Here is a 22,803-nt window from a genome sequence, read left to right on the forward strand (position 1 = left end):
ACGGGTGGTGGCCGGGAGGTCAGGTATAGGGGTCGGTGATCTCGCGCAGCCGGTCGAGGGCGGCGCGCAACTGCTCCATCCGACGCGGACCGAGGTGGGCGGCCCATTCGTCCTGGACGCGCGCCGCGGTCGAATTCGCCACCGCGGCGGCCCGGGCGCCGCGCGGCGCGAGCCGGATCAGCCGGGCCCGGCCGTCGCTCGGGTCGGGAATCCGTTCCACGTAGCCGCCGCGCTCGAGCTGGTCGACCAGCGCGCCGGCGGTCTGCTTGGTGACCTGGGCCTGTTCGGCGAGTTCGGTCAGCCGGGTGCCGTCCGGTCCGAGCCGGGCGACGAGCCGGGCCTGCGCGAGGGTGAGGTCGGTGAAACCCGCGGCCGAGAGCGCGCCGAAAACCCGAGCCTCCATCGCTCGGTACGGGATGAACATCAGCACGCCGATGTTGAGGTCGGATTCGGTCACATCTTGAATATAGTCAGCCAGGCTGATTAAATTAGTCAGGTAGGCTTACTAATGTGAGGAGAATGCCGATGTGGGCCGACGACAAGCACTGTTGGCGCGTCATCGAACAGCAGCGGGTGGCGATCGCCGACCTGCTGTCCGGCCTCACCGAAGCCGAATGGGAGGCGCCCTCGCTGTGTGCGCACTGGCGCATCCGGGACGTGGCTGCCCATCTCGTCCTCGGCTCCCGGCCCTTGGCGCTGGGGCCGGCGGCCCGGGCCTTCGTCCTGGCCGGGGGCCGGTACAACGCGATGGTCGACCGGCTGACCGTCGCCTACGCGGACCGTCCCGGTGCCGATCTCGCCGCGGAGTTGCGCGCGGCCGCTCCCGCCCGCACCATGCCCGCCGTCACCAATGTGCGAAATCTGTTGTTCGACACCATCGTTCACGGTCAGGACATCGCGCTTCCGCTGAACCGTTCGATCGCCGTGCGGCCCGGGGATGCCGCCGCGGCCGCGAGCCGGGTCTGGGGCATGGGCTGGCCGTTCCGGGCGCGGCGCCGGCTGCGCGATTTCGAGTTGATCGCCGACGATATCGACTGGTCGGTCGGCAGCGGCACCCCGATTCACGGCCCGGCGCTGGCTCTATTGCTCCTGATGACCGGCCGCCCCATCGCCCTGCGCGAACTGTCCGGTGACGGGATCGACCACCTCCGGCGCCGCCTCGCGCCGGCCTGAGCGATCACCGCGGCTGCCCTGCGGGCCGCAAGGCCCGGCGAGGTCCCGTGCACTGCCGAGTCGTTCCAGCTCGGGGCCCCGGTACACCTCCTCGGGTTCCCACTCGTCGACGCGGCCGGCATGAGCAGCAGGGTCGCGCCGCGGGCGAAGCCGGGCGGGAATCGCCGAGCGGGTGTTCGATGCGTTCGGCGGGATGTGGCGAGGACCCCGCCACCGATCCGGGCGGCCGTGTTTTCGCGATTCGGGCGCGGCGGGGTGTGCGGTGTGGTCGCTGCTCGGACGTTCCTTAATACATGTGCGCACTTGCGCACTTATTGGCCTATGCTGTGACTGTTCGGTTCGTCGGCGACGGTTGCGGAGGCTCGGGTGCTGGAGGTGCTGCGCCATCGCCGTTTTCGGCGATTGTTCACCGCGCAGGTGGTGGCGCTGGTCGGCACCGGACTGCTGACGGTGGCCTTGGGCCTGCTCGCCTACGACCTCGCCGGACGTGCCGCGGGTGCGGTGCTCGGCACCGCGCTGGCGATCAAGATGATCGCGTATGTCGGTGTCGCGCCGGTGATTTCGGCCCTGACCGACCGGGTGCCGCGCCGCACCCTGCTGGTGTCGGCCGATGTCGTCCGCGCCGTCATCGCGCTGCTGCTCCCACTGGTCACGCACATCTGGGAGATCTACGGGCTCATCTTCCTGTTGCAGGCGGCTTCGGCCACCTTCACCCCGGCCTTCCAGGCGGTGATCCCGTCGATCCTGCCCGACGAGCGGGACTACACCCGCGGGCTGTCGCTGTCCCGGGCGGCCTACGACCTGGAAGCGCTGCTCAGTCCGGTGCTGGCGGCGGCGTTGCTGACCGTGATCGGCTACCACCTGCTGTTCGTCGGCACCGCGGTCGGCTTCGTGACCTCCGCGGTCATGGTCGGCGGTACGCGGTTGCCGCGGCTGACCCCGCCGAACCGTGCGGTCCCGCTGCGCACCCGCATCACTCGTGGCGCGCACTACATGGCCACTCGCCCGGTCCTGCGCGGACTGCTCGCGATGAATCTGGCGGTCGCCGCCGCGACCGCCCTGGTGATCGTCGACAGCGTCGTCTACGTGCGGGTGCTGTTGCACGGATCGGCATCCGGGCTGGCGCTCGCACTGGGGTGTTACGGCGGCGGATCGATGATGATCGCGCTGGCGATCCCGCGGCTGCTCACCGGTATCTCCGACCGTCGCCTCATGATGACCGGCTGCGCGATCCTGCCGATCGGCCTGATCGGCGCCGCGGCGCTGGCCGCGTTCCGGCCGGCGCCCACGCCGGGCTGGGCCCTGCTGGTGGCGGCCTGGGTGCTGCTGGGAGCGGGCAGCTCGCTGATCAACACCCCCGCGGCGCGTCTGCTTCGCGCCCAGTCCGATTCCGACTCGCGGACCGCGGTGTTCACCGCCCAATTCTCGCTCTCGCACGCGTGCTTCCTGCTGACCTACCCGATCGCCGGTTGGCTGGGCGCCGCCGCCGGCCAGGCCGATGCCGCGATCGTGCTGGCCGCGCTGGCTACACTGGCCGCGGTGGTCGCCGCGCGCGCGTGGCCGGCACACGAATCGTCAGGTGCGCAGATGGCGGCGACAGGAAGTCGGTGAGGCAGCCATGACCGGTGAGGAAACCCGCGCGATCGCGGCGCCAAGCCTGGTCCACGCCGCCGAACCCGATCCCGCCCATCTCGACGCCGCCACCGCGGTGTTCCGAATGCTCTCCGACCCCACTCGATTGCACATCCTGTGCGTGCTCGCTGCCGGCGAAGCCGATGTCACCGCCCTGACCGAGGCATGCGGCGGTTCGCGCACCGCGGTCAGCCAGCACCTGGCGAAACTCCGCTTCACCGGCATGGTCGAAACCCGTCGCGCCGGCCGCCGCATCATCTACCGCATCCGCGACGGCCACCTCGCCCGCCTGGTCCGCGAGGGTATGAACCTCGCCGATCACATCGTGACGGGCGAACTGCCACACGAGTAGGCGGCCGAGGTCAGGGCGTCAAAACCAAGCGGCCGGAAAAACCGCCGGCGGCGAGCCGCTCGTGTGCCACCGCGGCATCGGCCAGCGGGAGCGTGTCGGCGACGCGGGTGGTGAGGTTCTGGTCCACCAGGCGGGCGAGGGTTCCGCCGTCGGCGTGGATCCATTCGTGGTGAACGGCGATGCCGCGCAAGGGAATCGGATCGGCACCACCCACCACCGTGACGAAGGAGCCCCGATTCCGCACGGCGGCCAGCGCCCGAGCCCCGAGGCCCGCCGTGTCGAGCGCGGCATGCACGCCGCCGGGCACCAACCGACGGGCCTCGGTCGCCAGGTCGGCCTCGCGCGGAAGGGTCCAGTGCGCGCCGACGGAGTGGAGGAAGGCCGGGTCCGAGCCCTGGGCGAGCACCCGAACGCCTTGCCGCGCGGCGAGTTCGACAGCGAATCCCCCGACGGCCCCGGTCCCGCCGGTGACCAGGAGGGTGTCACCTTCCCGCAGGCCCAGCAGATCGAGCGCTTGCGCGGCGGTGAGGCCGTTGAGCGGCAGGGTGGCGGCCTCGACGCCGGACCACCCGGCGGGGATGGGCGACACCGCCGTCGCGTCGAGCACCACGTAGTCGGCATAGGTTCCGAGCGAGCGGTCGAGCAGATCGCGCAGGCCGATCACTCGTTGTCCCACCGCGAACCCGGAGACGTCCGGGCCGAGCCGGTCGATGGATCCGGCCACGTCCCAACCCATTCCGGTGATCGCCCGCGGCGCCATCAACCCGGCCTCGGCCAGCGCGCCCGAGCGAGTGGCCAGATCGACCGGGTTGACGGTGGCGGCTTCGACTTCGATCCGGACCTGCCCCGGGCCCGGTTCGGGAATCGCGACGTCGACGATCTCCAGCACCTCGGGCCCGCCGTACCCGCGGGCCACGACGGCCCGCATCATTTCTCCGCTACTCATGTACACCACTGTCGGAGAGTTACTCTTCGACAGGAAGTACGCACTTCGAAGTGCCTATCGCACCCGGAGGTGACCGATGCCGACCCGCACCGCGGCCCAGCTTCGCAGCGAGCGCGGCACTGCCTACGACGCATATCTGGCCGAATGTCCCGCCCGTAAACTGCTGGACCGGATCTCCGACAAGTGGGTGAGCCTGGCGATCAACGCCCTGGCGGACGGGCCACAGCGCTACAGCGATCTGCAGCGGCGACTGGCCAGCGTCAGCCAGAAGATGCTCACCCAGACGCTGCGCAACCTGGAAAGCGACGGACTCGTGACTCGGACGGTGCAGCCGACCGTGCCGGTACGGGTCGACTACGAACTCACACCACTGGGCCGGTCCCTGCTGCCGGTGATGCAGGCCATCAAGAACTGGGCCGAGGAGCATATGGACGAAGTCGAGGCCGCCCGCGCGCGGCATTCGGACACCGGCACTCGGAGCGAACCCCGGCTGCCGGATGGGCGCGGCCAGGAATCGTCGAGCGATCAGAAGAAGTCGAAGACCGGCGACAGGTGACTTTCCAGGAAGCATAAATTGGGGTAAGTCTGCTGGTAGTGAACCCGGCGACCCCGCCACAGCCCATCCGCGGTTGCCGTGAAGGGCTGGTATTCCGGTGTGCAGATCAGCTCGATATCCAGGGCGTCGAAGTTGCCGTCGACGCGTGCGAGAGCGTCGCACGCTTGCTGCGCCTTCGGATGGTCGCCACCCGTCGGTTCGCACAGCAACTGCACAGTCCGAGCGTTCGATGCGAGCTCGGTTCCTTCGCTGATCGACAGGACGAGCGCGGTCCGCGGTTCGGGCGCCGCGGCGGTGGCATCGGCGAGGATGAGCTCGGCGGACAGGACTACGGCCGCGATCGTGAGGACTCGGACGAGACGGCGCATCAGCACAACCTCCGCAACTGTTCAGCATTGGTTTTGCACGGTCGCAAAGCACGAGACAGTCAGGAACCATTGGTTGATCGCATCGGACTGTACCGGCGGCAATCCCGTCTCGATGGAAGGCAGGGCGGTGGGCCGCGAATCCGTATCCGGTGCTGCGTCGGCAGCTGAGCAGAACTTCTCGGCCGTGCCGGTCTCCGGATATAGAACGGCCCAGGTCAGCACAGCTGACCTGGGCCGATCTCTGCGGAGGATAGGGGATTTGAACCCCTGAGGGCGTTAACCCAACCCGCGTTCCAGGCGAGCGCCATAGGCCACTAGGCGAATCCTCCGCTGAGCAATATACCGGGTCGACCCGGGGGAACAACAAATGGGGCTGGTAGCGGCCTATTTGTGCAGGCCGGCGAGGGCCTTCTTCAGCTGGTCCTTACAGACGTTGCCGACCTCGGTGGTGTCGATCGTCGAGTCGGTCTGGATGCTGAGTTTCACCTTGACCGAGACGTTGGAGTCCAGGGCGGCGCAGGTGTAGTCGAGGGTGTCGAAGCTCGAGTAGTCCTGCTGGTAGGTCGCGTAGTAGGCCTGTTCGCCGATGCCGGCGATGGCGCCGGAGGTGCGTCCGCTGCCGGTGGTCTTGGTGTCGTAGTTCTTCCAGCTGTTGAATTCCGGCTCCCCGTATTTGCTCTGGAAGTCGGCGTCGAGGTCGATATCGGACCCGTTGGTGCCGTACTTGCCGGCGCCGTCGTAGCCCACGCGGCAGCTCAGTGAACCGCCGCCGAACTTCGGGTCGGGGGCGCGTTCGGTGTGTTCGGGCTTGCTCTTCGGGTTGGGTGCCCATTTGCGCAGGACGGTCGGATCGATCAGGGAGCACGCATCGGTGATGTTGCCCATCGAGTAGTTGCCGTCGACCTTCTTGTCACCGCCGACGCCGGTCTTGCCGCCGCCGCTGTCGCTGCCGCCGGTGAGTGCGATCACGCCGATGACGATTCCGATCACCACGACCAGGCCGACCACCCCGCCGACGATCCACGGCGTGTTGTTCTTCTTACCCGGCTGCGGATACATCGGTTGCTGGGCGTAGGGCGGCGCGAACTGCTGCTGGGGGTAGCTCGGCTGAGAGGGTGGCTGCTGGGGGTAACTCGGCTGGGAGGGTGGCTGCTGGGCGTAGGGCAGCTGTGGCGCGCTGTGGTAGGCATCGAACCCGGCGCCCAGGACGGTTGGATCGGTGCCGGTCACCGGACCCGGCCTGCCCCCCATGACCGTCGGATCGGTGCCGGTGAGCGGCTGCTCGGGAGTGGCCGGCGTGGACCACCAGTGCACGGTTTCGTTGGGCGGATTTCCCTGCCCCTGATGATCGGAACCACCGTGCGGTGGGTTGCTGCCTGTCACGTCTTTCCTCCGGTCCTGGCGCGGAAGCCCCCTCGAAAATGTCGGAGGTGATCGTATCGACTTCCACGCCATTCCTCTCCCGGGGTGATGCGGGCGCCCTATCCGGTGGCGATCGCCGATCGACGGCATGGATTGGTCGTCTGCGGGCAGATGTGACTACACTGGCCGACGGATCCCGCGCGGCGTGCATCCTGTGAACTCCCCCAGGGCCGGAAGGCAGCAAGGGTCAACGGGCTCTGCCGGGTGCGCGGGGTCCCCTTTCTTTTTCCGGGGAAAGTCGGCTGCCACGCGGCGCAAACGACGAGTAACGTGGTCGGCTGGACCGGCGCCAGAAGCGCACCGTCCGTCAACCTGTTACCTCGCTGCTTGAAAGGCTGCTCAGGATGCCCCGGCAAACGCAGATCGGTTTGATGAGCCATGCGGAACTCGTATCCGAATACGAGACGCAGACCGCGAACTACGCGAAGCTCCAGACCGAGAAGCTCACGCTGGATCTGACCAGAGGTAAGCCGTCGCCGGAGCAGCTGGACCTCTCGACCGGTCTGCTCGCGCTGCCCGGCCCCGACGACTTCCGCGACGGCACCGGCACCGACTGCCGGAACTACGGCGGCCTGCACGGCCTGCCGGAGCTGCGGGCGATCTTCGGTGAGCTGCTCGGCATTCCCGTGGAGAATCTGCTCGCCGGCAACAACGCCAGCCTGGAGCTGATGCACGACGTCATCGTCTTCGCGATGCTGCACGGCACCGCCGACTCGCAGCGCCGCTGGGCGGACGAGCCGATCAAATTCCTGTGCCCGAGCCCCGGCTACGACCGCCACTTCGGGATCACCGAATCGCTCGGGGTGCAGATGATTCCGATCGCCATGAATCACGACGGGCCGGATGTGCACGAGATCGCGAAGCTGGTCGCGGCCGACGCGCAGATCAAGGGTCTGTGGGCGGTGCCCAACTACTCCAACCCGACCGGCGTGAATTTCTCCGAAGAGGTTGTGCGCGAACTGGTTTCAATGCCCACCGCCGCTCCGGACTTCCGGCTGTTCTGGGACAATGCCTATGCGGTGCATCCGCTCACCGATACCGCGGCGCCGGTGTACGACGTGCTCGGCATGGCCGCCGCGGCCGGTCACGCCAACCGGCCCTTCGTCTTCGCCTCCACCTCGAAGATCACCTTCGCCGGCGCTGGTGTCAGCTTCTTCGGTTCGTCCAGCGAGAACCTGAACTGGTACCTGAAATACGCGGCGAAGAAGAGCATCGGCCCGGACAAGATCAACCAGTTGCGGCATCTGCGCTTCTTCGGCGACGCCGAGGGCGTGCGCCGGCACATGCAGGCGCACCGGGCGCTGCTGGAACCGAAATTCAAACTGGTCCTGAAGATTCTGGAGGATCGGCTCGGCGCGTCGAAGGTCGCGTCGTGGACCGAGCCGAAGGGTGGCTACTTCATCAGCCTGGACGTGGTCGAGGGTACGGCCACGCGGGTGGTGGCGCTGGCGAAGGAGGCCGGTATCGCGCTGACCCCGGCCGGATCGGCCTTCCCGTACGGAAAGGACCCGGAGGACAAGAACATTCGCATCGCGCCCAGCTTCCCGTCGCTCGGTGATCTGGAGAAGGCGATGGACGGCCTCGCGACCTGCGTCCTGCTCGCGGCCACCGAGAAACTGCTGGAGAAGTAGGCGGTCACCGAACCCGGACGGCCGATGGTTCCCCCGATCACCGGGCGGGAACCATCGGCCGTTTCGGTCGTGCGGTGACTACTGCGGCTTGTGGGCGAGTACCGCGAACATCGTCACCGAGAGATGGATATCCCCGGACCGGGCTCCGGCCTCCAGTTCCGTCAGCAGCTGTTCCCGCTGGGCCTCGCTGATCGCGCCGCGGGCCACCGCCATCGCCGAGATGCGGGCGACCAGCGCACCGGCACCGGCGGCGGCGTCCTGGACCAGCGCATGCGAACCGATGTCGTCGACGACGAGCCCGGCCTGTGTGAGCAGGCCCGGCAGCCGCCGCCCGGAGAACGGGTTGGTGGTGTTGGTGATCAGGGTTTCGATCACCTCGCGCACGACCGACCGGTCGCCGGGGTGCACGATGGCGGTTCCCCAGTCGCTGTCCATCACCACCACGCGTCCGCCGGGCTTCAGCACCCGGGCGATTTCACCGGCCGCTCGGGCCGGGGCGGTCAGATGCTGAAATACCCGCTCGCACAGGGCGGCGTCGAAGGTGTCGCCGCCGAAGGGCAGGCCGTAGGCGTCGCCGGGGACGAAACGGGCGGACGAATTGTGCTGAGCGGCGCGGCGTTCCGCGGCGGCCAGCAGGTTCGGATCGGGCTCGACGCCGACCGCCTCGCCGGTCGGGCCGACCGCGTCGGCGAAGGCCATGACTTCCGAGCCGGTGCCGGATCCGATGTCCACCGCGCTCTCGCCGGGTGCGACGGCCAGGGCATCGTGTGCCCAGCGACGCAGGCCCCGGATACCGGGAAGTGCGGCTTGGAGATCGTTGACGTCGATGAGTTGGTCGCGACCCGCGCGATCGAAACGGTCTGGTCGCAGACCCGAACGGGAGGAACCGTCTGCCGAGGAGCTGTGTGTGGGCGCCATATCTTCCACCGTTGGTGTTGCCAAAGTGTCGGGCATGGCTGTTCACCCTACGCGCGCGGAGAACCTACGGGTGGGTAGGCATGTGAGGTCGGTCACGGTGGCCGGTAGGCGGAAATCCGGCCGTCTGCCATGATCGATACATGGTGAGCCGCAAACTGTGCCTCGCGCAGGAGCCGGAGGCGGACAAGCTGTTGTCGGAGGACGATTTCGCCCTGCTGACCGGGATGCTGCTGGATCAGCAGTTTCCGCTCGAACACGCTTTTCGCGGTCCGAAGAAGATCGCCGACCGGATGGACGGGTTCGATGTCCACAAGATCGCCGCGGCCGATCCCGAGGAATTCGAGGAATTGGGGGCCACCCCGCCCGCCATTCACCGCTACGGCCGGTCGATGGCCCGGCGTACCCAGGAACTGGCCCGCTACGTGGTCGAACACTACGACGGCAAGACCTCGGAGATCTGGACTCGTGACGATCCGGACGGGAAAGAGGTTTTGCGGCGGCTGAAGGAGCTGCCGGGTTACGGCGATCAGAAGGCGCGCATCTTCCTCGCGCTGCTCGGAAAACAACTCGGCGTGCGTCCGGCGGGCTGGGAGCAGGCCGCGGGCGCCTATTCCGAGCCGAACTCCCGCCGCTCGGCCGCCGATATCGTCGACAGCGACTCGCTGCTCGAGGTTCGGGCCTTCAAGAAGCAGATGAAGGCGGCGGCCAAGGAGAGCGCCGCCGCGAAGAGCACGAAGACGGCGACCACGAAGGCCCGGACTGCGAGGGCCCGGACTGCGAAGGGCACTGATGCGAAGCCCGAGGCCGTGAAGCCCGGGACCGCAAAAGCTCGGTCCGCGAAGTAGTTCCATGCCACGGTGCTCCGGCCAGGGGCGCCGCGGATCGTCGGCTACGGTGTGCGGGCCGTCTCGCCGGATGCGGATTCGAGCCGTTCGGCGGCTGCGGCGAACCAGCGGCCGCGCATTGCCAGCAGCTGTTTGCCGTAATCCATCACCAGCCGGCCGTAATGGGACAGGTCGTCGTCGTCCCAGTCGATACTGCGTTCCAGCTCGCGCAGTTCGGCCAGTCGCCGCTCCAGTCTCGCGGCCGATTTGCGGAGGTAGGCGCGGCGCTGTTCCGGTTCGACGGTGCCGAGCAGGAAGACCCGCAGCATCGCCTCGTCGCGCCGCACCGGTTGTGGTTCGACCTCGATCATCCAGTGCCGCAACTCTTTTCGGCCAGACTCGGTGATCTCGTACTGTTTGCGCCCGCGCGGGCCCTCTTCGGTGACCTCGATCAGGCCGTCGGTGGTGAGTTTGCCCAGTTCGCCGTAGAGCTGGCTCTGGGTCGCCGGCCAGACATTGCCCAGCGAGATCTCGAAGATCTTCAGCAGGTCGTAGCCGCTGGCTGCGCCGCGGTCGGCGAGCAGCCCCAGCACGGCGTATCGGAGGCTCATGCCTCGAACCTAACATGTCGACACTGACATTTCAGTATTGACATGTTGTGGCCGCACCTTCTAACTTCGACATGTCAGATGTGACATGTAGGTCGACGAAAGGTCGCAGCCCGTGTGGAAGTACTACGCCCGAAGCTTCGTGCCGTGGATCGTGCTCGCGGTGGGGAGCGGTGTGGATAACCGTGTCGGCGCGATCGGCGGTCTGATCAGCGCTGGGGTGCTGATCGGTGTCGGTCGCCGCGCCGGCTGCGGCCTCGACGAACTGATCCTGGACCTGTCCACCGCCGGATTCATGGCACTGTTCGGGCTCGTGGCGGTAGCCAGGCCCGATTCGCCGGTGCTCGATTACGGGACGGCGCTGGCAATGGGCTGGTTGGCCGCGACCGCGTGGCTGAGTCTGGCGCTGCGCCGGCCGTTCACGCTGGGTATCGCGCGCCGCCGGGTACCCGAGCAGATCGCCGGCACCACCGCTTTCGTGCGTACCAACGTGATCATCACGACGGTGTGGGCGCTGTGCTTCACCGCCGAAGCGCTGTTGTCGGCCTACGTTCAGCACCGGACACCGCATGCCCTCGCCGCCCTGATCGTCTGCAAGGTCGGCTTCGTCGCCGTGGCCGCCCTCTTCACCGCTCGCTACCCCGAACTCGTCCGCCGTCGGTCGGTCACCGCGCTGAACCCCACCGCGTGAGGGGCCGCCGCCCGACGTCCGACCCGAACCGATCCGCCCATCCAGAGAGGAATATCCATGTCCGAATCGTCGACGGCTCCGTGGCTGACCGGATTGCTCGCACCGGTATCCGACGAAATCGAGGCCCACGATCTTCCGGTCGACGGGGTCCTGCCGGTGGAGTTGACCGGCCGGTACTTCCGCAACGGGCCGAACCCGCGACCGGGCCGCCCGAGCGCACACTGGTTCGCCGGTGACGGCATGGTGCACGGGGTGCGGCTGCGCGACGGCCGCGCGGAGTGGTACCGCAATCGCTGGGTGCGGACCACACGATTCACCTCGGACGCGCCCTTCGTACGCGCGGACGGCACCCTCGATCGCGCGGCGGTGCCGGCCAACACCCATGTGATCTCGCATGCCGGCCGGATCCTTGCCCTGGTCGAGAACGGCCTGCCCTACGAGCTGACGCCGGAGGTGGAGACCGCCGGCTGCCGGGATTTCGGCGGCCGCCTCACCACCGCGATGACCGCGCATCCCAAACGCGATCCACGCACCGGCGAACTGCTCTTCTTCGGTTACGGTTTCGCGCCGCCGTACCTGACATATCACCGTCTCTCGGCGGCAGGCGAACTGGTGGAGAGCCGAGTCGTCGAGGTGGGCGGACCGACGATGATGCACGACTTCGCGATCACCGAGCAGTACGTGGTGTGGCTGGATCTGCCGGTCGTCTTCGACCCGAAGTTGCTGGGCAGCATGCCGTTTCGCTGGGAGGACACCTATCCGGCGCGGTTGGGGGTGATGCCGCGCGCCGGCGGCCCGGTGCGGTGGTTCGACATCGACCCCTGCTACGTCTTCCATGTCGGCAATGCCCACGAGGACGCCCACGGCCGGGTCGTACTCGACGCGGTGCGGTACGCCCCGGCGGATTTCTCGGCCCTGTGGTCCGGAATCGGAGGTGGCGGTACGGGATCGCCCGGGACGGCCACCGCGGCGTTGCACCGCTGGATACTCGATATCCACGCCGGCACCGTCACCGAAACCGCATGCGACGACCGGGACGTCGAGTTCCCTACGCACGACGAAGCCCGCACCGGCCTGCCCGCCCGCTACCTGTACGCCGCCGCCGATTCCGCGATCGTGAAATACGATCTGCACCGAGGCAACTCGACAGCACACGAGCTGGGCGCCGAGTTCGCGCCCGGCGAAGCGGTTTTCGTGCCCGCGGCCGACGCCCGCGCCGAGGACGAGGGCTGGCTGCTGACGATAGTCTCCGACCGCGCCGGGCACGGTTCCGAGCTGGTGGTGCTCGATGCCGGCGATCTCAGCCGCACCGCCGCGATCCGGCTACCGAGGCGAGTGCCCGCGGGATTCCACGGCAGCTGGATCGCCGACCCGCGATGAGAACCATCGCCGACCGGGCGGCCGTCAGCTACTGCTCGCGGCCGCGGTGGCGAACGGTGTTGCGGCGACGCGCGTTTCGCGGTCCGCGGGCGGTTGCCAGAGTCCGCGCCGCTGCAGAATCGGCAGCACCCCCTCGCCGAACCAGTACGCCTCCTCGACGTGCGGATACCCCGACAGGATGAAGTGGGTGATGCCGAGCCGCGAGTATTCGATCAGGCGCTCGGCCACCTCTTCGTGTGAGCCGACCAAAGCCGTTCCGGCGCCGCCACGCACCAGCCCCACCCCGGCCCACAGATTCGGGGCGATCTCGAGCCGATCGGTGCTGCCGCCGTGCAGTTCCAGCATCCGGCGTTGGCCCTCGGACTCGCTCTTGGCCAGATTCGCTTGTACGCGTTCGATATCCGCGGGATTCACCGCCGCCAGCAGGCGGTCGGCCTCGGCCCAGGCCTGTTCGGAGGTGTCGCGCGAGATCACGTGGATGCGCAGGCCGTAATCGAGGATGCGGCCCTGGTCCACCGCGAGGCGGCGAATCCACTCCAACTTCTTGCTCACCGCGAACAGCGGCTCACCCCAGGTGAGATATGTGTCGGCGTAGCGCGCCGCGACGGGCCCGGCCGCCGCCGAGGAGCCGCCGAAGAACACCGGCGGAATGGGGTCCGGTCGATTGTTCAACTGCGCGTTGCGTACCTGCAGATGCCGGCCCTCGAAGGTGACCGGCTCCACCGACTCCCACAACTCCCGCACGATGTGCAGGAATTCGCCGGTGCGCTCGTACCGCTGCTCCTTGTCCAGGAAGTCGCCGTAGGCCTGCTGCTCGTGCGGTTCGCCGCCGGTGACCACGTTCAGCAGCAGCCGCCCGCGGGAATGCCGCTGGAAGGTGCCGGCCATCTGCGCGGCCAGCGTAGGGCTCACCACGCCGGGCCGGAAAGCGACCAGGAACTTCAGCGTCTCGGTCGTCTCCACCAGCATCGCCGTGGTCAGCCACGCGTCCTCACACCATGCGCCGGTGGGCGTGAGCACTGCCTCGAAGCCGTTCTCCTCCGCGGCCCCGGCGATCTGATTCAGATAGCGCAGCGATGCCGGGCGGTCACCGGACATCGAGGTGCCGTGGCCGCCGGCGACCAGATTGCGGGAATCGCCATAGGTGGGAAGGAACCAGTGGAACGACAGACTCATTCGAGCGATGATGGCCGACGACCTGGAGCGAGTCACCGGTTGAAATCGGGCTGGTTCTTACTCTGGTTCGGCTCCGTCGTATGTCCGCAAACTGTCCCGAGCCGTGTGTCGTGCCGGACACGGCTACCTGTACTGCCCGGCCCCGCCGGCAGTCGGAAGATTGAGGATTCAGTAGCAGTGAAATTGAGGAAATTCGCCGTACTCACGGCGCTGGTCGCAACCACCCTGGGCGCCCTGGCGGGAACCGTGAACGCCGCTCCCGCCGCACCCGCGGACGCCGTCGGTTACCGGGCTTCCAGCGACGACAGATCGGCGACCGTGACCATTGATTCCGGGTCCCTGGCCGTCGAGAACGGTGTGTTCACGATCAAGGCCGCGAACGGAACCACGGTGGCGGGAACGGAATTGAAGTTCCGGGTGGACGATTTCGAATTTCCGATCGCTGCCGATATTTCGGGCCGCACCGCCACCCTGACTCCGCAGTTCGATCTGGAGCACGCGGTGTACAAGCCGGTCGCGCTGCCGTTCGAGGAGTCGGCCCCCTGGAAGACCCCCTACGAGCGTGAGGTCGCGGCCTTCACCCGTCTGAAGGACACCGTCGCCACCGGCGCCACCATCGGAACGGTGGTCGGTGGTATCGGTGGCGCCGCGGTCGGCTGCATCGCGGGCGCTGCCCTCGGTGTCGTCGCCACCGGTGCGCTGGCCACCCTGTTCGGCCTCGGCCCGCTCGGTGGCTGTGTCGCCGGTGCCGCCGCCGTCGGCTTCCTGGGTGTGCTGGCCGGTCAGATCTTCGTGACCGCACCGGTCGCCATCGGCGCTCTGGTGCAGTACTTCAGCACCATCAACGCGCCGTTCAACCCGCCGGCGCCGGCTCCCGCCAAGTGAGCCCGCTGCCCGGCCGGCGCTGAGCCTCGGGCGGTCATCGAGCGAAAACACCTCCGCACCACTCGGTGCGGAGGTGTTTTTTTGTGCGAAAAATTAAGTCGGATACGCTCTTTTAATTTGTGAGATCGAATTAGTTTGCAGCGTCTCGTCTATTCGAATCGCACTGGTTGTTAACCTCGTTGTATTTCTTTCTTTCGCACACACTGGAATACGCCGATCCGGACGAATGCATTCGGTTACCCCCGGCGATGTATGGCTCCGCGATACGAGGACGGCCAGCCGCTGCGCGAATCAGCCGCAGCCGAAAGATGAGGAACAGAGCAGTGCAGATGAGGAAATTCGCCGCGGTCGCGGTCGCGGTCGCCGCCGCGACCGGCGTCGCGGCGGGAAGCGTACAAGCGGCGCCGGCAGTGGATTCCGGTGCCGTCGGATACACCGCGACGACCACCGAGAAGTCGACCGTCATCTCGACCGACGCCGGCTCACTGGTGAACGAGAACGGCGTATTCAAGATCAAGGCCGCCGACGGAACGACATTGGCCGGCACCGAATTGAAGTTCCGGGTAGACGATTTCGAATTCCCGATCGCCGCGGACATTTCGGGCCGCACCGCGACGTTGACGCCGCAGTTCGACGTGCAGCATGCGGTCTACAAGCCGGTCGCGCTGCCGTTCGAGGACAGCGCGCCGTGGAAGACGCCGTACGACCGTGAGCAGGCGGCCTGGACTCGCATGGTGAACACCATCTCCACGGGAGCCACCATCGGCACGCTGGTGGGCGGCCTCACCGGCGGCGCGGCCGGTTGCGTCCTCGGCGGTATCGCGGGGGCGACCGTGGCCTCGGCGGCGATCGTCGGGCTGTTCGGCGGCTTCGTGCCCGCCGCGGTGGTCGGCTGCTTGGGCGGCATCGTGGCGGTCGGTGCCCTGGGCACCCTCGCGGGGCAGCTGCTGGTGACCGCACCCGTGGCGATCCTGGCGGCGGTCCAGTACTTCACGACCATCAACGCGCCGTTCCACCCTGCGGCTCCGGCCAAGTAGGGCGAAACGGTATCCGCCGGGTTGCCCCGGGTCGATCGGCACCGACCCGGGGCGCCCGGCGTCTCCGCGCTACGGACCCGCATGGGCCGCAACGTTGTCCATCGCTCAGCGCGGCACGGGCGGGCCGTCCAGGCCGGCGACCGCGATCGCGGCGGCGCGGGCGACGGCGGCATTGTCGTATTCGGCGTCCGGCCGATCGCGGGTCGTCAGTACGGCCAGCACGATCGGTGCCCGCCCCGGCGGCCACACCACGGCGACATCGTTGCGCGTTCCGTACGCGCCCGCGCCCGTCTTGTCGCCCACCTGCCAATCCGTCGGTACGGCGGCGCGGATCAGCGCACCGCCGGTGGTGTTGGCGCGCAGCATCCCGGTCAGGACCTCGCGGTCGTCGGCGGCCACCGACGGATCCAGCACGTAGTGACGAAGATCGGCGGCCAGCGCGCGGGGCGTCGAGGTGTCGCGTTCGTCTCCCGGAACGGCCTCGTTGAGACTGGTTTCGGTGCGGTCCATCCGCGTGGTCGCATCGCCGATATCGCGCAGGCGCTGTTGTAGGCCCTGCGGTCCGCCCAGTTCGGCGAACATCAGATTGCCGGCCGTGTTGTCGCTGAACCGGACGGCGGCATCGAGGATCTCCCGCAGCGTCAGGCCCTGTTCGACGTGCGGTTCGGTGATCGGGGAATTGGGAACCAGATCGGCCCGGGTGTAGCTGACGTGGCGATCGAGTTCGGCCGGCGGCAGCGTGCTCAGCAGCGCGCCCGCGGCGAGCGCCTTGAATGTCGAGCAGTACGGAAAGCGCTCGTCGGCACGGTATTCGACGGTCCGGCCGGTTCCGGTGTCGAGGGCGTAGAGGCCCAGCCGTCCCCGTAGCCGGGCTTCCAGATGGTGCAGTTCGCCCAGCGATTCGCCGGTAAGGGGAACTGCCGAGGTGGAGGTGGCCGCCGGGGTGGCCGGTGCGCCGGTGTCGGCGCCACAAGCACTCAGCGGCACGAGGGCGGCGAACGCGATCAGTACGGTCGCGCGGCGGACGCGCGGGGGCCTGGTGCGGCGAGAAGTCATCGTATCCATTCCTGGCGTGCGGGTGGCGGTGAGCGCTCGCAGCCAGAGTGGCAGGACCCAGAGCATGCTGTCCAAGACAGTTGTGGCGGGATCAATGCCGATTCGGCATAGACTGCGCGGTCGTGGACATGGTGGCCGCCTGTAAGGCATTCGTCGCGGTGAGCGGTCTCGGCAGTTTCACGGCGGGGGCGGCCGCCGCGCAGATCCCGCAGTCGGTGGCCAGCCGGCGAATCGCGGCGCTGGAACGCCACTTCGGCGCTCGGCTGCTGGAGCGAACCTCGCGCACCGCCGCGCTGACTTCGTTCGGCCGCGAGATGTTGCCCTCGGCGCGACGGTTGGTGGAAGCGGCCGAAGCCCTGGACCTGCACGCCGAACGCGCCCGGCAGCGTCCGTTTCGGCTGGCGCTGCCCGCCATCTGCGGTCCGGTGCCGGTGGCCCGGTTGATCGCCGATTGCCGGCAGGCGGATGTGCGGCTGGAACCGGAACCGGCCGATCCGCCCCGCCGCGCGGAGCTCGTCCGCACCCATGAGGTCCGGGCGGCGATAGTGGCGGTGCCCGACGATCGCGGTGCCTGGCGGGTGCCCCTGGGGCTGGCCGACGCCACCGGCTCGGATCGCACCCCGATTTATCTGGAAACCCTTCGGGTACTGCGGCTTTCGGAGGGACAGCGGCGGCGCCGGGTGTGGATCCAGCCGGAGGACGATCTGCCGCACATCCGGGATCGGATCACCCGCTGCCGGGATGCGCTCGGGCTGCGGCCGGCGCAGGTCGTGGTGGCCCGATCGCTGGTGACCGCGGTCGCCGAGGTCTTCGACAGTGCGGACCTGCTGCTGTGCTCACCCGCTCAGGCCGCGGACCTGGGGTTGCACTGGCGAGCCATCGGTGAGTTGGAACCGGCCCGCGGATACGACATCGCGGCCGGATTGCCCGAGGACGCCGAACGCATCCGCGCGGTGGCGCCGGAATCGATCGGACGCTGTCTGGGTGTGCCCGATGCCGTCGTCGCGAACGAACGGAGCTGAACGTGGGCGTCTCGACGGCACTGCGCCGGGCACGCACGGAACTGAGCGACGCGGGCCTGGACGGATCCGTGCTGGTCCGCGATCTCGACACCGGTGACGAGCTGGGCATCGACGCCGACCTCGAATTGCCGATCGCCTCCCTCGTCAAGGTGCCGCTCGCGCTGGCGACGATGGAACGGGTGGTACGCGGTGAGATCGATCCGGCCGCACCGATGCGCGTACTGCCCGGCCGCAGCACGGTGGCGGGGCCGACCGGGCTCAGCAGATTTCGTCATCCGGCCACGGTCGCGGTCGAGGACCTGATGTACCTGAGTATCGCGATCAGCGACGGCGCCGCCACCGACGCGCTGTTCGAGCTGACCCCGCCGGAGGCGGTGACCGCCGAATTGCGCCGCCTCGGTCATCCGGGCATCACGGTGCGCCACCTGGCCGATGATCTGGTGCGCACCCCGGCCGAACGGTTCGCACCGGCGGACGGGCATCTCGCGCACGCCCTGGCCATCGAGGCCGCGACGGCCGGGCGCGGTCACCCGGTGGCCCAGCTCGACATCAGCCATGCCAATACCGGCACCGCCCGGGCGTTCGTCGATCTGCTCGCCGAACTGTGGCGGCCGGTCCGGGCGCACCCCGCGGCCGCCGCCCGGATCCGGGAGTGGTTGGCCGCCAATCTGTTACGCCAACGTCTCGCACCCGATTTCAGCTCCGACGCCACCCGGTGGTCGTCGAAGACCGGCACGCTGTTGAATCTGCGGCACGAGACGGGCGTTGCCGAACACGCCGACGGGCAGACCTTGGCCGTCGCCGTGTTGACCCGGTCGCGGGTCCCTGCCGTGATCCAGCCCGGAGCGGAGGCCGCGATGGCGACCGCGGCCCGGATCATTCACGACGAACTGCGGATGCGCCCGTCGTGACGGCTCCCATCGTTGCCGGACAGTTTTGTTCCCGATGCGTGTAACCGGTGAGCGAATCGCACCGGCGGGTCATCGTCGGGTATGGCCTCCACAGCACCACAGCAGATCTCCGATCGCGATCTCGACGACATCTTCGGACCCGTGTTCGACCGCATCGCGGCCGGCGCGGTGGAACGGGAAATCGACCGCCGCCTGGCCTACGAGGAGGTCGACTGGTTGCGGCAGGCCGGGTTCGGCGCGCTGCGCGTGCCCGCCGAATACGGTGGCTTCGGTGTCAGTGTGCGCCAGCTGTTCCGGCTGCTGATCGACCTGGCCGCAGCGGAATCGAATCTGCCGCAGGCGCTGCGGGTGCATTTCTCCTTCGTCGAGGATCAGCTGCTGGCCGAGCCCGGCCCCGAGCGCGAGTACTGGCTGCGCGCCGCCGGCTCCGGATCGCTGGTCGGCAATGCGATCACCGAACCGGGGGTGGGCGCCGTCGATCGTTATCGCACCCGGCTCACGCCCGGCGCCGGCACCGACTGGCTGCTCAACGGCACCAAGTACTACAGCACCGGCTCGCTGTATGCCGACTACATCCTGGTCGCGGCCGATCGGGAGGGTGAACGGGTCTCGGTCCTCGTCGACGCGAAGGCCGACGGTGTCCGCCAGAACGACGACTGGGACGGTTTCGGCCAGCGGCTGACCGCCAGCGGCACAACCGAATTCAACGACGTCCGGGTACCGCGGGAACGGGTGCTGGGCCCCGGCTACGGCGCGCCCGGTCGCACGTACGCGACCTCGTATCTGCAGCTGGTGCAGTTGGCGGTGCTCGCCGGTATCGCTCAGCGCGCCGAATCCGATGTGCGGGCCTGGGTTGCGGACCGCACCCGCTCCTACACCCATTCGGCCGCCGATCTGCCGCGTCACGACCCCTTGGTGCAGCAGGTGATCGGCAAGCTGTCGGCCGCCGCGTTCGGTGCTCGGGCCAGTGTGCTGGCCGTCGCCGACCTGTTGGACGAGGTGCTGGCCGCGGGCGCCCAGGACGAGGCGGCGCTGGATGCGGTCGAATTGGCCTCGGCGCAGGCACAACTCGGCGTGATCGAGACCGTGCTGACCGCGACGACCGACCTGTTCGAGGTCGGCGGAGCGTCCATCACCTCCGAAACGCTTCGGCTCGACCGGCATTGGCGCAATGCCCGCACCATCTCGGTGCACAACCCGGCGATCCAGAAGGCACGCGCGATCGGCGATCATCTGCTCAACGGCGCCGAACTGCCCTTCGCCTGGAGTGCCGGAGCGCGGGACGGCGGCCGGCGATGACTCGACGGATCCGATTCAACGCCTTCGACATGAACTGCGTCGCGCACCAGTCACCGGGGCTGTGGCGCCATCCGCAGGATCAGTCCCATCGCTACAAGGAGCTCGGCTACTGGACCGAGTTGGCGAAGCTGCTGGAACGGGGACGTTTCGACGGCATCTTCATCGCCGACGTCCTGGGCATCTACGACATCTACGGTGGTAACGACATCGCCGCGCTGCGGCAGGGCGCTCAGGTGCCGGTGGCCGATCCGCTGCTGCTGGTCTCGGCCATGGCCGCGGTGACCGAGCATCTGGGTTTCGGCATCACCACCGGTACCGGGTTCGAACATCCCTTCCCGTTCGCGCGGCGGCTGTCGACGCTGGATCATCTCACCAACGGCCGCCTGGGCTGGAACGTCGTGACCGGATACCTGCCGTCGGCGGCGGCGAATATGGGTGAATCCGAACATCTCGACCACGACGAGCGCTACAACCACGCCGACGAATATCTCGAGGTGCTGTACAAGCTCTGGGAGGGTTCCTGGGAGGACGACGCGGTGGTGCGCGATCGCGCCCAGGGCATCTACGTCGATCCGGCGAAGGTGCACCACATCGGCCACGTGGGAAAGCACTTCACCGTGCCCGGTATTCACCTGTCCGAACCGTCGCCGCAGCGCACGCCGGTGATCTACCAGGCGGGCGCATCGCCGCGCGGAGTCACCTTCGCCGCCGAGAACGCCGAGGCGATATTCGTCGCGGCACCGTCGAAACGAGTTCTGGCGCAAACTGTTTCCCGAATCCGCGACGCGCTGGAAACCGCGGGCCGGGATCGTTACGCGGCACGCATCTATGCGCTGGCGACGATCATCACCGACGCCACCGACGAAGCGGCACAGCGTAAACACGACGAATACCGGTCCTATGCCAGCGTGGAGGGCGGCCTGGTCTTCATGTCGGGTTGGATGGGAATCGACCTGTCCCGCTACGACCTCGACGATCCGATCGGCGAGGTGAACAGCAACGCGATCCGCTCGGCGGTGGCGGCGTTCCAGGAGTTCGACGACGACGGCCGGGAATGGACGGTGCGCGATATCGCCGCCTGGGCCGGAATCGGCGGGATGGGACCGGTTTTCGTCGGGTCCGGCACGACGGTCGCGGATCGGCTGCAGGAATGGGTCGAGGAAACCGATATCGACGGCTACAACCTGGCCTACGCGATCACCCCGGGCACGTTCGAAGACATTGTGGAGCACGTGGTTCCGGTACTCACCGAACGCGGCGCCTACCCGCGCGAGTATGTACCGGGCACATTGCGCAACGCGTTGTTCGGCGCGGGGGACCGGTTGCCCGACGACCACCGCGGCGCTCGGTACCGGGTGGGCGGCCCGGGCTCGACGAACCTGCCCGACGCACAGGTGCGCCCGGATTCCACCATCGCCGCCCGCTGATCGGCAAGCACGGCGCGATATCGATTCCCGCTGATCGCAACTGTCAACGAAAGGCACTGGCAGGCGCAGTATTTCGATATGACGAACCAGAATTCGAAACGTACCGCAGCCATCGTCGGCGCCGGCATCGCCGGTGTCACCGCCGCCCTCGGATTACAGCAGGCCGGGTTCGACGTGACCGTCTTCAGCGAACGTGACCAACGCAGCCTGCGCGACGACATTCCGGCGACCGGGACCGCGCTCGTCTTCGGCGAGGCGCAGGCGGCCGAAACCGCCCTCGGTCTGGATACCTACGTGAATCGGGCGCCGCAGCACAGCGGGCTCAGCGTGCGAATCGCCGGGCCGGGACCCGAACGCCCCGAATTGATCGGATTCGACGGCGATTTCGACGGGTTCGTCGGCGTCGCCGTCGACACCCGGCTCAAGGTGGACGAGCGGCTGACCGCCTTCATCGCCGGCGGCGGCCGGTTCGTCGTGGCGGCGGTGTCCCCGGAACGGCTGGATTCGATCGCCGCCGACCACGATCTGGTGCTGGTCGCGACCGGCCGCGCCGGTTTGTCCGAACTGTTTCCGATCGACGACGACCGCACGGTGTACGCCGCGCCGCAGCGCAGCCTGCTGACCGTCACGGTCACCGGATTGGGCTATGGCCCCGAGGTTTTCGCCCCGCGCAGCGCGGCGGGCGGCGGCCACAGCGGCTTCTCCATCTTCGCCGATCAGGGTGAGGCGTGGTGGGGTCCGTATCTGCACAAGGATGCCGGCCCCACCTGGGCCTTCCTCGGCTGGGCTCGCCCGGGCAGCGACTGGGAGCAGCGGTTCGCCGCCGCGGACTCCGCCGAATCCGCGCACCGGATCGTCACCGAACTCTACCGGGACTACATCGACTGGGATCTGCCCGAAGTGCTGGCCACGAAGGTGATCGCCGAGGACCCGCACTCGTGGTTGAAGGGTGCGGTGCGGCCGGTCGTGCGGCAGGGAGTGGGCTTCACCGCGGGCGGGCATGCCGTGGCCGCCCTCGGCGATACCGCCGTCGCATACGACCCGATCGCGGGCCAGGGCGCGCAGAGCGGGCTGATCCAGGCACAGCGCCTGGTCGCGGCGGCGGCCGCGCACGACGGCCCGTTCGACGCCGCCTGGATCGAGGAGCAGTACCGCGGTTTCCTGCAGGCGCGTGCCGACGCGGCGGTGAAGGTCACCCGTCTGTTCCTGGGCGATCCCGAGCTGGCCGAGATCGGCAACCGCTTCTTCGCCGCCGCGGCCGTCGATCCTCGCGTCGCTTCGGTGCTGGTCAGCACCCTGCACAAGCCGCAGCCGCTGCTCCAGGTCAACTCGCTCGCCGATGCGGACGCGTTGCTCGAGCAGATCACCGGTGAGGACGCCGACGAGTTGGTGGCCAGGTTCCAGCCGGCCGGTCGATTCGAGCGTTCGCGCTACGGATCGGCGGTCGCCCCCGCGTAACGGCTGCGGCACCGCCGATCCGATCCTGAGG

General features: G+C 68.3%; 21 protein-coding genes, 1 tRNA gene, 1 other RNA gene and 2 pseudogenes. 16 read left to right on the forward strand and 9 right to left on the reverse strand.

All coding sequences use genetic code 11. The features are described 5' to 3' along the window. Positions 1-19: 19 nt before the first annotated feature. Positions 20-424: a MarR family winged helix-turn-helix transcriptional regulator gene (locus ON37_RS00970; protein WP_051031027.1), complete on the reverse strand. Its 405-nt coding sequence runs from the start codon at positions 422-424 to the stop codon at positions 20-22. A gap of 95 nt (positions 425-519) precedes the next feature. Here ON37_RS00970 and ON37_RS00975 point away from each other — a divergent pair, with 95 nt between their 5' ends. The 3 genes from ON37_RS00975 to ON37_RS00985 all read left to right on the forward strand — a co-directional run bounded on the left by ON37_RS00975 (position 520) and on the right by ON37_RS00985 (position 3,157). Next, the gene (locus ON37_RS00975; protein WP_083892618.1) at positions 520-1,173 is read left to right on the forward strand and encodes a maleylpyruvate isomerase family mycothiol-dependent enzyme; all 654 of its coding nucleotides are present in this window, start codon (positions 520-522) and stop codon (positions 1,171-1,173) included. A 366-nt stretch (positions 1,174-1,539) separates the two neighbouring features. Next, positions 1,540-2,784, forward strand: coding sequence for an MFS transporter (locus ON37_RS00980; RefSeq protein WP_040715418.1), 1,245 nt, complete (start codon positions 1,540-1,542; stop codon positions 2,782-2,784). A gap of 7 nt (positions 2,785-2,791) precedes the next feature. Further along, positions 2,792-3,157, forward strand: a complete 366-nt coding sequence (locus ON37_RS00985; RefSeq protein ID WP_040715420.1) for an ArsR/SmtB family transcription factor — start codon at positions 2,792-2,794, stop codon at positions 3,155-3,157. Positions 3,158-3,167: 10 nt separating this feature from the next. On the opposite strand, the gene ON37_RS00990 is transcribed toward ON37_RS00985, so the two are convergent. Further along, positions 3,168-4,103, reverse strand: coding sequence for an NADP-dependent oxidoreductase (locus ON37_RS00990; RefSeq protein ID WP_040715477.1), 936 nt, complete (start codon positions 4,101-4,103; stop codon positions 3,168-3,170). Between the two features lie 76 nt (positions 4,104-4,179). Between ON37_RS00990 and ON37_RS00995 the strand changes: the two are divergent. Continuing rightward, positions 4,180-4,563: pseudogene (locus tag ON37_RS00995) on the forward strand (winged helix-turn-helix transcriptional regulator); the annotation flags it as partial. A 65-nt stretch (positions 4,564-4,628) separates the two neighbouring features. Here the strand turns inward: ON37_RS00995 and ON37_RS01000 are convergent. The 3 genes from ON37_RS01000 to ON37_RS30715 all read right to left on the reverse strand — a co-directional run bounded on the left by ON37_RS01000 (position 4,629) and on the right by ON37_RS30715 (position 6,410). Further along, positions 4,629-5,027, reverse strand: coding sequence for a subtilase-type protease inhibitor (locus tag ON37_RS01000; RefSeq protein WP_040715481.1), 399 nt, complete (start codon positions 5,025-5,027; stop codon positions 4,629-4,631). 244 nt (positions 5,028-5,271) lie between these two features. Continuing rightward, a tRNA-Ser gene (locus ON37_RS01005) sits at positions 5,272-5,356 on the reverse strand. A 55-nt stretch (positions 5,357-5,411) separates the two neighbouring features. Further along, a complete protein-coding gene (locus ON37_RS30715; protein WP_051031018.1) occupies positions 5,412-6,410 on the reverse strand; it encodes a hypothetical protein in 999 nt (332 codons plus the stop codon). A 167-nt stretch (positions 6,411-6,577) separates the two neighbouring features. On the opposite strand from ON37_RS30715, the gene ffs reads away from it, so the two are divergent. Then, an RNA gene (gene ffs / locus ON37_RS31430) (signal recognition particle sRNA small type) lies at positions 6,578-6,672 on the forward strand. Positions 6,673-6,793: 121 nt separating this feature from the next. After that, positions 6,794-8,080 (forward strand): aspartate aminotransferase type Ic, encoded by a 1,287-nt coding sequence (locus ON37_RS01015; RefSeq protein WP_040715422.1) that lies wholly within the window; start codon positions 6,794-6,796, stop codon positions 8,078-8,080. Positions 8,081-8,158: 78 nt separating this feature from the next. Here the strand turns inward: ON37_RS01015 and ON37_RS01020 are convergent, their stop codons facing one another. Continuing rightward, positions 8,159-8,998, reverse strand: a complete 840-nt coding sequence (locus ON37_RS01020) for a methyltransferase domain-containing protein (RefSeq protein ID WP_040715424.1) — start codon at positions 8,996-8,998, stop codon at positions 8,159-8,161. A gap of 140 nt (positions 8,999-9,138) precedes the next feature. On the opposite strand from ON37_RS01020, the pseudogene ON37_RS01025 reads away from it, so the two are divergent. Further along, positions 9,139-9,714 (forward strand): annotated as a pseudogene (locus tag ON37_RS01025) (HhH-GPD-type base excision DNA repair protein); the annotation flags it as partial. Positions 9,715-9,887: 173 nt separating this feature from the next. Here the strand turns inward: ON37_RS01025 and ON37_RS01030 are convergent. Beyond that, positions 9,888-10,433 carry a PadR family transcriptional regulator gene (locus tag ON37_RS01030; RefSeq protein ID WP_040715426.1) on the reverse strand — a complete coding sequence of 182 codons (546 nt, stop codon included), beginning with the start codon at positions 10,431-10,433 and terminating at the stop codon, positions 9,888-9,890. 112 nt (positions 10,434-10,545) lie between these two features. Between ON37_RS01030 and ON37_RS01035 the strand changes: the two genes are divergently transcribed. After that, positions 10,546-11,121: a hypothetical protein gene (locus tag ON37_RS01035; RefSeq protein WP_040715427.1), complete on the forward strand. Its 576-nt coding sequence runs from the start codon at positions 10,546-10,548 to the stop codon at positions 11,119-11,121. A 57-nt stretch (positions 11,122-11,178) separates the two neighbouring features. Further along, positions 11,179-12,501: a carotenoid oxygenase family protein gene (locus tag ON37_RS01040; RefSeq protein ID WP_040715429.1), complete on the forward strand. Its 1,323-nt coding sequence runs from the start codon at positions 11,179-11,181 to the stop codon at positions 12,499-12,501. 24 nt (positions 12,502-12,525) lie between these two features. Here the strand turns inward: ON37_RS01040 and ON37_RS01045 are convergent, their stop codons facing one another. Beyond that, entirely contained in the window at positions 12,526-13,677 is a 1,152-nt protein-coding gene (locus tag ON37_RS01045; protein WP_040715431.1) for an LLM class flavin-dependent oxidoreductase, read from the reverse strand. Positions 13,678-13,854: 177 nt separating this feature from the next. On the opposite strand from ON37_RS01045, the gene ON37_RS01050 reads away from it, so the two are divergent. Beyond that, positions 13,855-14,562: a DUF8020 domain-containing protein gene (locus ON37_RS01050; RefSeq protein ID WP_040715433.1), complete on the forward strand. Its 708-nt coding sequence runs from the start codon at positions 13,855-13,857 to the stop codon at positions 14,560-14,562. 329 nt (positions 14,563-14,891) lie between these two features. Then, positions 14,892-15,599 carry a DUF8020 domain-containing protein gene (locus tag ON37_RS01055; protein WP_210742390.1) on the forward strand — a complete coding sequence of 236 codons (708 nt, stop codon included), beginning with the start codon at positions 14,892-14,894 and terminating at the stop codon, positions 15,597-15,599. A 105-nt stretch (positions 15,600-15,704) separates the two neighbouring features. Here ON37_RS01055 and bla read toward each other — a convergent pair whose 3' ends face one another. After that, a complete protein-coding gene (bla, locus tag ON37_RS01060; protein ID WP_040715487.1) occupies positions 15,705-16,655 on the reverse strand; it encodes a class A beta-lactamase in 951 nt (316 codons plus the stop codon). A gap of 128 nt (positions 16,656-16,783) precedes the next feature. On the opposite strand from bla, the gene ON37_RS01065 reads away from it, so the two are divergent. The 5 genes from ON37_RS01065 (at position 16,784) to ON37_RS01085 (ending at position 22,772) form a co-directional block, all read left to right on the forward strand. Then, the gene (locus ON37_RS01065; protein ID WP_083892625.1) at positions 16,784-17,677 is read left to right on the forward strand and encodes a LysR family transcriptional regulator; all 894 of its coding nucleotides are present in this window, start codon (positions 16,784-16,786) and stop codon (positions 17,675-17,677) included. Between the two features lie 2 nt (positions 17,678-17,679). Next, positions 17,680-18,588: a serine hydrolase gene (locus ON37_RS01070; protein WP_040715436.1), complete on the forward strand. Its 909-nt coding sequence runs from the start codon at positions 17,680-17,682 to the stop codon at positions 18,586-18,588. Between the two features lie 81 nt (positions 18,589-18,669). After that, complete coding sequence (locus ON37_RS01075) at positions 18,670-19,887, forward strand: acyl-CoA dehydrogenase family protein (RefSeq protein ID WP_040715438.1); 1,218 nt, start codon at positions 18,670-18,672, stop codon at positions 19,885-19,887. Next, positions 19,884-21,314, forward strand: coding sequence for an LLM class flavin-dependent oxidoreductase (locus tag ON37_RS01080; RefSeq protein WP_040715440.1), 1,431 nt, complete (start codon positions 19,884-19,886; stop codon positions 21,312-21,314). Before ON37_RS01075 ends, ON37_RS01080 begins: the two co-directional genes overlap by 4 nt. A 78-nt stretch (positions 21,315-21,392) precedes the next feature. Further along, positions 21,393-22,772: a styrene monooxygenase/indole monooxygenase family protein gene (locus tag ON37_RS01085; RefSeq protein ID WP_040715441.1), complete on the forward strand. Its 1,380-nt coding sequence runs from the start codon at positions 21,393-21,395 to the stop codon at positions 22,770-22,772. Positions 22,773-22,803 lie beyond the last annotated feature (31 nt).

The organism is Nocardia veterana NBRC 100344 (assembly GCF_000308855.1).
Classification (GTDB): domain Bacteria; phylum Actinomycetota; class Actinomycetes; order Mycobacteriales; family Mycobacteriaceae; genus Nocardia; species Nocardia veterana.

Bases quoted from the DNA above. Each gene is read 5' to 3' on its own strand.
- ON37_RS01030 (WP_040715426.1), bottom strand. From the start codon at position 10,433: ATGAGCCTCCGATACGCCGTGCTGGGGCTGCTCGCCGACCGCGGCGCA.
- ON37_RS01075 (WP_040715438.1), top strand. From the start codon at position 18,670: ATGGCCTCCACAGCACCACAGCAGATCTCCGATCGCGATCTCGACGAC.
- ON37_RS01055 (WP_210742390.1), top strand. From the start codon at position 14,892: ATGAGGAAATTCGCCGCGGTCGCGGTCGCGGTCGCCGCCGCGACCGGC.
- ON37_RS00970 (WP_051031027.1), bottom strand. From the start codon at position 424: ATGTTCATCCCGTACCGAGCGATGGAGGCTCGGGTTTTCGGCGCGCTC.
- ON37_RS01085 (WP_040715441.1), top strand. From the start codon at position 21,393: ATGACGAACCAGAATTCGAAACGTACCGCAGCCATCGTCGGCGCCGGC.
- ON37_RS01065 (WP_083892625.1), top strand. From the start codon at position 16,784: ATGGTGGCCGCCTGTAAGGCATTCGTCGCGGTGAGCGGTCTCGGCAGT.
- ON37_RS00975 (WP_083892618.1), top strand. From the start codon at position 520: ATGCCGATGTGGGCCGACGACAAGCACTGTTGGCGCGTCATCGAACAG.
- ON37_RS00985 (WP_040715420.1), top strand. From the start codon at position 2,792: ATGACCGGTGAGGAAACCCGCGCGATCGCGGCGCCAAGCCTGGTCCAC.
- ON37_RS01000 (WP_040715481.1), bottom strand. From the start codon at position 5,027: ATGCGCCGTCTCGTCCGAGTCCTCACGATCGCGGCCGTAGTCCTGTCC.
- ON37_RS01015 (WP_040715422.1), top strand. From the start codon at position 6,794: ATGCCCCGGCAAACGCAGATCGGTTTGATGAGCCATGCGGAACTCGTA.
- ON37_RS01020 (WP_040715424.1), bottom strand. From the start codon at position 8,998: ATGGCGCCCACACACAGCTCCTCGGCAGACGGTTCCTCCCGTTCGGGT.
- ON37_RS01080 (WP_040715440.1), top strand. From the start codon at position 19,884: ATGACTCGACGGATCCGATTCAACGCCTTCGACATGAACTGCGTCGCG.
- bla (WP_040715487.1), bottom strand. From the start codon at position 16,655: ATGACTTCTCGCCGCACCAGGCCCCCGCGCGTCCGCCGCGCGACCGTA.
- ON37_RS00990 (WP_040715477.1), bottom strand. From the start codon at position 4,103: ATGAGTAGCGGAGAAATGATGCGGGCCGTCGTGGCCCGCGGGTACGGC.
- ON37_RS01045 (WP_040715431.1), bottom strand. From the start codon at position 13,677: ATGAGTCTGTCGTTCCACTGGTTCCTTCCCACCTATGGCGATTCCCGC.
- ON37_RS01040 (WP_040715429.1), top strand. From the start codon at position 11,179: ATGTCCGAATCGTCGACGGCTCCGTGGCTGACCGGATTGCTCGCACCG.